The organism is Actinophytocola sp., assembly GCF_045807065.1.
In the GTDB taxonomy this organism is placed as follows: domain Bacteria; phylum Actinomycetota; class Actinomycetes; order Mycobacteriales; family Pseudonocardiaceae; genus Actinophytocola.
In genome coordinates this window covers 1-5,628 of the sequence record NZ_JBJMIE010000213.1, presented here as the reverse complement: position 1 = coordinate 5,628, position 5,628 = coordinate 1, and the positions used below count along the sequence as shown (strand labels likewise).

Sequence of the window (5,628 nt, the reverse complement as noted above, 5' to 3'; positions counted from 1 at the left end):
CGCTCTCGGGAGTCGCGCTCCATTCGGGACGTCGGCTCGGCTTCCCTCTGTCTCGCGGAGGTACGGGGAGGCAGACCCCTCCACGAGACAGACGGTCGCCTTCGGCCGGGTTGGCCGATGCGGCGTGGCCGCCTTGTCCCTGTCGGTCGCGACGCGGGAGACCTTCTCCTCTGCGAGCGCCCGGCATGCTGCCCGTCCCGGTCGGCCGCTGATAGGTGCGGGAGCAGCGCCTGCCCGGGACGGGTTAGTGCGGTGGTGCCGCGGAATGCGGAACGTGCCACCGCCTTGTTGCCGGATGGGTGCGGTTTCCGGCAACTGGCTTTCGAGGGTTGGGACCTCGACCGCGGACTTTCAGTCCGCGGTGACGAGTCGCGTGCTGCCTGCCGCGTAGGTCGACTCGTTGGTGATGGCGTCCATCAGCGCGTCCTGCACGAGGCTCGGCGTCGGCATCTGCCAACCGCACACCTCGGGACGGACACGCCAGTGCACGACACCGTGCTCAACCGGCGTCGGCGGGAGCGGCACCCAGCTACCGGCCTGGTGCAGCACGACGTCGCCGTGCTCGGCGAGTGGACGGGCGAGTTGCTGCCCGCTGCTGACGAGGAACGTCCAGCGGTCGTCCGGTGTCGCGATGATCGGCACCGGCAGTCCGACCGCACGCAGCACGCGGGCGGCACCGCGGCCCAGGTGGCCGGGAACCTCGATGGCGTCGAGCGTCACGCCGGTGGCCAGCAGCAGGCTGTACGGCCGGCCGGTCCACCACGTGGCGACCTGCTCCGGCTTCGTGCCGATGCGCTCCTGCCAGTCGGCGTGCACCGGCACCGGGCCGGTGTTCTCCACGCCCTCGCGGCCCGCCCACTGCGGGCCCGCCGGATAGGTGCCTGGCAAAACCGACCACCCGCGCCATGCGAGGCCGATGGCCTGCGCCCGGAGTTCGACGCGGAAGGCCCTGCGCCAGCTATCCGACGAATCCATGTCCAACATGTCGAGCTCTTGCCTCCTAGTTCTTCGGGCGCCCTGTGCGGCGAGCGCCCTACGCTTAATAAACGGCAACGTGTCCACGTGCCGACACTCGTTGTCGGCAACTGGTAGTTCCCGCACGGTGAAACGAACTCCGGGTTAACGAGGGGCTGAACTCCCCTCCTGCGGTCAACGGCTGGTCCAGACCACTCGCGGGGACTGGACGCTGCCGCTCACCGTTCGTGGGCGACCGTTGAACTCGCCTCAGCGTCCTGTTCGACCGGTCCCGCACGCGCCCTCGCCACCGCCGGCCGGAGCCGGCTCAGCACTCCCGGCGGCGCCGCGACCACCTCCACCAGCGCGTCCCAACCGGACAGCCGGCACGACCGCAGCTCCACACCCATCTGTCCGGCTACCCACCGTGCCTCGTCGCACGCGGCTCGTTCACCAGCGACAGCCTTGGTCGCGGCCGCGAGCGCGGCGAGGTCGGCGGCGCTCTCCGCGCGGTGGCGCGTGACCACGGCCGAGACGAACCAGAGCAGCCAGACGGTCAGGACCGCCACCGCCGCGACGACGCCGGCGGTCCACACCGTCGCCGCCCCTCGGTCGCCAAACCGCTCATCGCACCCGTATGACGGCGAGCGGTTGAACGGCTGGAGCGCCTTGCCCCGCCACCCGCCGACGCCCAGGAAGTCCGCCGACCAATGGCCGGGCACCGGGACCACCCCGCCGTACAGCTGCCGGCCACGACGGTCGGAGCCGCTCACCGACGCCCGCCGGCCGCTCGCCCAGCCAATCCGCGACGACCGCCAACCTTTCCGAGAAGCCGCGCGTATGTGCTGCCCACCAGCCGGCGGGCGGCTCCGCCTGGCGCGACCGCCCGCACTCGCCCTCCTGTGGCGCCCCACGGTCCGGCTCACCCACCCGGCTCACGGACGGCGAAGGCCTCCGCGTGGAGGTGGACACCCGGGAGCAGATCGCCGGCCGGAGTCGCGTCGACATCGACGTGGACACGCTCACCCTCGATCTGGACGTCGACCTCCGCGCCGGCCGGCGCTATCCGGGCGGCCGCCTCCCTGGCCAGGTCGACGTCGCCACGCGCGGTCAGCCGGGCCGCCTCCCGCGCCGCGTCGACGCACCGCACCTGGTCGGCCGCGGCCGACACGCCGTACAGCAGCAGACCGAGGACCAGGAACAGCGCCGTCAGCCCGATGGCCGTCTCCACCGTCACCGCACCGCGGTCGTTCTCCCGCTTGCCGCGGCGATGCCTGGCCACGGACCTCACCCGCTGGCCTCGAACGCCTGTTGAACCCATTGTGTGAGCTGGTCCCGCACGGCGTCACTCCGCAGGATCATCAGGAAGATCACCGCGAGCGAGGACAACGCGATGATGAGGATCCCCTCCTCGCTGGTCGCACCCGTGTCGTCGAGGAAGACCTCGCGGGACAGGCTGAACATGACTACTCCTTTCCTCGGGGGTTGTTCACAGGGACATCTGCCGGGCGAGACCGACGATCACCGGCACGATGCCGAGGCAGACGAACGCGGGGAGGAAGCACAGTCCCAGTGGCGCGGTGATCAGCACAGCCGCGCGCTGCGCCGTTGCTTCCGCCGCGTCGGCGACGGTCGCTCGCACGTCCGCCGCCAGCTCGCCGGCGAGGTCGGCCAACGCCGTACCCGACTGAGCCGCACGCCGGGCACCCCTCGCGAGTGCCGCCGTGTCCGGGCAGCTGGTCGCCGGCGCCCACGCCGTGTCCGGGTCCGCACCCAGCGCCAGCAGTTCGGCGGACTCCCTGAGCGCCCGGGACGCCTCGGACGGCAGCTCACCGGCGATCGCGATGACCGCGGTCGGCACCGGTAGGCCGGCCCGCAGGCAGGCGGCCAGCAGGTCCCAGCTCGCTGCCACGGTCATCGGGTCGGCTCTGGGCGGTCGCCGTGCGCGGCGGAGGAACCACCAGACGGCTACCGCCACCACGGCTCCCGCGACCGCGCCGACCAGCCCACCGATCACCAGCGCCGCGCCGGTGCCCACTGCCGCCGCGAGCAGCCGTGGCGGCGGTGCGCCGCCCGGTCTTCGGCCGGTGATGCGCCCCCACAGGCGCGCCCTGGCCGTCACCCGGCCGTCCAGCCGGTCGAGGCGCAGGCTCGGTACCCCTCCGCGGGACCACAGCGGGATCGCCGCGGCCAGCAGTACGAGGGCGGTGCTGAGGTCGTTCATCCGGTGACCGCCTGGTTCGTGATGCGTGCCGACCACGCCACGCCCCCGCACAACAGGGTCACGCCCGTCACCAGCAGGACCTGCCCGAGCGCGGTGCCGGCGAGGACGCTCAGCGGGTCCGCACCGACGGCCACACCGAGCGCGATGCCGGCCACCGGCAACAGCGACAGCACCACCGCACTCGATCTCGGTCCCGCCATCCTGGCGAGGACCTGCCGGGTGAAGCGCGCTCGTTGATCCAGGTCGCGGCGGACCGCGTCGAGTACGTCGGCCAGCGGGAGGCCGTGTCGATGTGCCAGCTGCCAGGCCCTGACGACCCGGCGGAGTGCCGTGGCCAGCACGGGCCTGCTCGCGGTGCCGAGGACGGTCGTCAGGTCGCCGTCCAGCCGGGCCGCCGCCGCGATGGCACGCATGGTGGCCGCCGTCTCGGGATGGACGTCCTCGGCGGCCAGCTCCGCGGCGGCGGCCGGATGCGCGCCGGCGCGGAGGCCGGCGACGAGCGCACGGAGTGCTTCGGCGAGGTTGTCGGTAGCCGTCAGCACCCGACGGCTTTCCGCTCGGGCGCGGAGTTCTCGGCGGACCGTGAGTGCCAGGAGCGTCCCCGCCGTCGCGCCTCCCGGGCCGGCTGCCAGCCACCCCGTGAGGACTGCTGCCGCCACGGCCGGTACCGCACTTCGGCGCGGCGAGCGCAAGTGCTTGTTTCGTCCCTGACCAGCGATGACGCGCAGGCGGGCCGCGGCGCGGGTGTCCGGCCAGCACAGCAACGCGAGGCTGGTCAGCAGGAGGCTCACCATGGTGCCTCCACCCCTCGCTCGGCGAGCAGTGCCTTCAGCCGGGCGCGGTCGTGGACGACCTTCACCGTGTCGCCGTCCCGGTCGAAGACGCCCACGTCGGTCAGCCGGCGAGTGCCGTCCCGGTCGCGACGCATGTGCAGGACGACGTGGAACGCAGCCGACAGTTGGCTGTGCAGTGCCGCCCTGGGCAGTCCACCGAGCGCGGCGAGGGCCTCCATGCGGGCGGGCACCTCGGCGGGCGAGTTGGCGTGGACGGTGCCGGCGCCGCCGTCGTGCCCCGTGTTGAGTGCGGTGAGCAGGTCGCACACCTCGGCGCCACGGACCTCGCCCACGATGAGCCGGTCCGGGCGCATACGCAGGCCCTGGCGGACAAGGTCGGCGAGGGTTACCTCGCCGGCGCCCTCGACGTTCGGCTGCCGCGCGATGAGACGGACGAACTGCGGGTGGTTCGGCGACAGCTCGGCCGCGTCCTCGACGCAGACGATGCGTTCCCGTGCGGAGACCTCGGCGAGGAGTGCGTTGAGCAGTGATGTCTTACCCGCGCCGGTGCCGCCGGTGATCACGAACGCCAGCCGGGCCTCGACGATGGCGCGGAGCGTGTCGTGGACATTGGCGTCGAACGTGCCGAGGGCGCGGAGCGAGTCGAGGTCGTGGCTGGCCGGGCGGAGGACCCGCAGCGAGATGCAGGTGCCGCCCGCGGCGATGGGTGGAAGTACCGCGTGGAGCCGGACCCTGCCGGGCAGCCAGGCGTCGACGAACGGTTGGGCGTCGTCGAGCCGCCGCCCGCACGCGAGGGCGAGCCGCTGCGCGAGGCGGCGGACGGCGTCCTCGTCGGGGAAGGCGATGTCGGTGCGGCGCAGTCCTCCCTCGCCGTCGCACCACACCTGGTCCGGGGCGGTGACGAGGACGTCCGTCGTGCCGGGGACGCGGAGCAGCGGCTCCAGCGGGCCGGCACCGACGAACTCCTGCGTCATCCGGTCGGTGGCGGTGAGGATGTCGTCGTGCCCGGCGATGCCGCTCTCCTCGCGGACGGCCCGGGCCACCTCGGCACGGGTGACGGCGGTCCCGCTGGTCGCGAGACGACTGCGGACGCGCTCGACGAGGTCAGGCGTGCTCACGTGGGCTCCTTTCTGGAGTGCCGCTGGGTTGGGTGGTCGGTTGCTCGTGTGTTGATCGGTCGCGGGGTTGCTCGCTGGCGGGGATTGCTCGGCTCGCGAGGGTCGCTTCGGCCCGCGGGGTTGCTCGGCCCGCGGGGTTGCTCGGCCCGCGGGGTTGCTCGGCCCGCGGGGTTGCTCGGCTCGCGGGCGTTGCTCGGCTCGCGGGCGTTGCTCGGCTCGCGGGCGTTGCTTCGGCCCACGGGCTGCGCGCCGCTCGCGGGGTCCGCTCGGCGCGAGGCGGTCACTTCGGACCCCGGGCGTTGCTCCGCTCGCGGGCGTCGCTTCGGCTCGCGACGGTCGCTTCGGCCCGTGGGCCTCGCTCCGCTCGCGGCGTTGCTCGCGCGAGGGGTCGCGTCGGCCCCGCGCGTTGCTCCGCTCGCGAGCGTCGCTCCGGCTCGCGAGGGTTGCTCCCGCTCGCGAGGGTTGCTCCCGCTCGCGAGGGTTGCTCCCGCTCGCGAGGGTTGCTCCCGCTCGCGAGGGTTGCTCCCGCTCGCGACGG

7 protein-coding genes are annotated in these 5,628 nt (G+C 73.3%); all 7 read right to left on the bottom strand.

Going from position 1 to position 5,628, the window contains the following annotated elements; all coding sequences use genetic code 11:
* Positions 1–351: 351 nt before the first annotated feature.
* The 7 genes from ACJ73U_RS12760 to ACJ73U_RS12730 all read right to left on the bottom strand — a co-directional run bounded on the left by ACJ73U_RS12760 (position 352) and on the right by ACJ73U_RS12730 (position 5,090).
* On the bottom strand, positions 352–984 hold the full coding sequence (locus ACJ73U_RS12760; protein WP_407777796.1) for a bifunctional DNA primase/polymerase: 633 nt from the start codon (positions 982–984) through the stop codon (positions 352–354).
* 209 nt (positions 985–1,193) lie between these two features.
* The gene (locus ACJ73U_RS12755) at positions 1,194–1,727 is read right to left on the bottom strand and encodes an Rv3654c family TadE-like protein (protein WP_407777795.1); all 534 of its coding nucleotides are present in this window, start codon (positions 1,725–1,727) and stop codon (positions 1,194–1,196) included.
* A gap of 149 nt (positions 1,728–1,876) precedes the next feature.
* A complete protein-coding gene (locus tag ACJ73U_RS12750; RefSeq protein ID WP_407777794.1) occupies positions 1,877–2,236 on the bottom strand; it encodes a TadE family type IV pilus minor pilin in 360 nt (119 codons plus the stop codon).
* Between the two features lie 5 nt (positions 2,237–2,241).
* Positions 2,242–2,418 carry a DUF4244 domain-containing protein gene (locus tag ACJ73U_RS12745; RefSeq protein WP_407777793.1) on the bottom strand — a complete coding sequence of 59 codons (177 nt, stop codon included), beginning with the start codon at positions 2,416–2,418 and terminating at the stop codon, positions 2,242–2,244.
* 25 nt (positions 2,419–2,443) lie between these two features.
* Positions 2,444–3,178, bottom strand: a complete 735-nt coding sequence (locus tag ACJ73U_RS12740; RefSeq protein ID WP_407777792.1) for a type II secretion system F family protein — start codon at positions 3,176–3,178, stop codon at positions 2,444–2,446.
* Positions 3,175–3,972, bottom strand: a complete 798-nt coding sequence (locus ACJ73U_RS12735; RefSeq protein WP_407777791.1) for a type II secretion system F family protein — start codon at positions 3,970–3,972, stop codon at positions 3,175–3,177. Before ACJ73U_RS12735 ends, ACJ73U_RS12740 begins: the two co-directional genes overlap by 4 nt.
* Entirely contained in the window at positions 3,966–5,090 is a 1,125-nt protein-coding gene (locus ACJ73U_RS12730) for a TadA family conjugal transfer-associated ATPase (protein WP_407777790.1), read from the bottom strand. Before ACJ73U_RS12730 ends, ACJ73U_RS12735 begins: the two co-directional genes overlap by 7 nt.
* Between the last annotated feature and the right edge of the window lie 538 nt (positions 5,091–5,628).

Excerpts from the sequence above, each read along its gene's own strand:
- ACJ73U_RS12740 (WP_407777792.1), bottom strand. The coding sequence starts at position 3,178 with ATGAACGACCTCAGCACCGCCCTCGTACTGCTGGCCGCGGCGATCCCG.
- ACJ73U_RS12745 (WP_407777793.1), bottom strand. The coding sequence starts at position 2,418 with ATGTTCAGCCTGTCCCGCGAGGTCTTCCTCGACGACACGGGTGCGACC.
- ACJ73U_RS12760 (WP_407777796.1), bottom strand. The coding sequence starts at position 984 with ATGTTGGACATGGATTCGTCGGATAGCTGGCGCAGGGCCTTCCGCGTC.
- ACJ73U_RS12735 (WP_407777791.1), bottom strand. The coding sequence starts at position 3,972 with ATGGTGAGCCTCCTGCTGACCAGCCTCGCGTTGCTGTGCTGGCCGGAC.